We start from the raw sequence: 1906 nt of genomic DNA, 5'->3' as shown, positions 1-1906 counted from the left end.
TCATTCATGTACTCTAATGCTTGTAGTATAGCCATTTCTGCATACCGCCTGGGTCTAAAACCGTAGCTGTTGTCGCTGAATTGACTATCAAATATCGGAGTAAGAACTTGAGATATTGCTTGTTGTACGACTCGGTCGACTACCGAAGGTATTCCCAAGAGACGCGTTGCACCATCAGGCTTGGCAATTTCAACTCTTAAGACTGGTTGTGGTTTGTATCTTCGCTCCCGGATTTCTAGGATGATTTTCTCCCTATTTCTCGCTAAGTATCCTCCTAGCTCATCTATAGTCATTCCGTCGACACCAGCTGCCCCTTTGTTTTTGATTACTTGTTTATAGGCATCATTCAGATTGTTTTTATCAAGAATTTTGTCTAGTATTGCACGTTTATGCATGTATGTTATATCCTTTCTTTCTCGTGAAGCTGGTATCCACTTTCATGCTTTGGCCAGTGGTCTTTTGCCATCTTCCAATAGAGATTTCTATAACGATAAAATTATTCAGCCCTTCATTCTTTCTAGCTTTCGCTAGATTTCTTCACTACTACGGCTTCTGCTGACTTCTCGTTTTCCAGGCATACATCACTGTATACTTTTGGGATAGAGAAACGAGACCTCCCCAGTTAAGGTGCGAACTCTTTCCCTCTATCTATCTGCCATATATACACCACATGATCGTTGTAGCTATTGGACTTCAGCTTCTTTTGCAGCCTTACCCTCATGTGTTGCCTCTTATATGGTTTCTGTTCGTCAGACCAGAGGTTTGCCTCGAGCTTCCTTCAGATTCCGCCTCACGGTGGACACCCTTGCTTTTGGCTATGTGCTTACCGCTACAAGGTCGCACTTGGGACTTTCACCCATTAGAGTTCGCCCATGCTGGGCGAACAAAAAAGCACCAGCAAGATGCCGATGCTTTAAATCTGTTAAGTGCTTTATAAGCTTAACGTTGATTTGAACCAACTTGAAACAAAAAGCTTCTGTAAACGTTGATATATCAACAAGTTGATTAACGTTTTGAGAAATATCAGGATGAATTTCATATATAGTCAATCAAGCTCAATCCATCTATATCAAGGTTTCGCCATTTTATAAATGGATAAAGATGGATGGAAGTTGACTGAAACTGATAGCACTTGAACCAATTTGAACCACCAGATGCTGGTTGAATACGCTTTAAAGCTTTATCCCAAAAATAAACTATAATTATTCATTCTGCCATAAATTATATATTTGTGTTCTTTTATTAAATGCTTCTTGTCCACCTTCCATAATATCAACGATTTTACTTTGAATGTCTTTATTATCAATACTTCCATATTCTGCAATTATTTGTTTTTCATCATAAGAAACAGCTATTACCTGCTCAGCGTCACCTAAAACCGGAATATTAGCATTATGTGTCGCAAAAATAAACTGAACTTCAGGCTTCCTTTCTTTTACCTTGGTGATTATTTCATTATAAATTACTTGGTTATCTAAATCATCCTCTGGTTGATCTATCATTATTAGGTTATTATCTTTTTGAGATAAAATGAAAAGAACTAATGCTGATGCCCTTTGTCCAATAGAATGTTTTGCTATAGGTTTTCCGTGATACTTTATTTCAATCTGGTTAGGGGTTCTGATATTTAATAGTTCACTATAGTTTTCTTTGATTTTGTCTTTTAACTTTGATAATTGAGTTTCAGTTACTAGACCAGAAGTTATTTTAGAGCCTTCTAATAAAATATCAACTATAAGAGCCGCGAAATCAGAATGGTTTTCACTTATAGTTTTGTAAGTACTCTGATTTATATTAGATCCTCTAAATGATTGTATTAATTTATCGAGAAAGGCCTTTTTATTACCTTTAAAATTAATACTTAACTCTAGTGCGTTTTGATTTGAATTTATCTTTTCAATCTCAT

Annotated in this window: 1 protein-coding gene and 1 pseudogene; both read right to left on the bottom strand. The window is 36.4% G+C overall.

Features of this window, described 5'->3' with window-relative positions; all coding sequences use genetic code 11:
- Positions 1-395, bottom strand: a 395-nt coding sequence (locus ACLIBG_RS15480; RefSeq protein WP_439312505.1) for a reverse transcriptase domain-containing protein, incomplete at its 3' end; no start/stop codon positions are given.
- Between the two features lie 807 nt (positions 396-1202).
- A pseudogene (locus tag ACLIBG_RS15475) lies at positions 1203-1906 on the bottom strand (TrlF family ATPase); the annotation flags it as partial.

Source organism: Virgibacillus sp. W0181, from assembly GCF_051846915.1.
GTDB lineage: Bacteria > Bacillota > Bacilli > Bacillales > Amphibacillaceae > JBPYCR01.
Note: the sequence above shows the minus strand (reverse complement) of the source record. Positions and strands in the feature narration are given on the sequence as shown.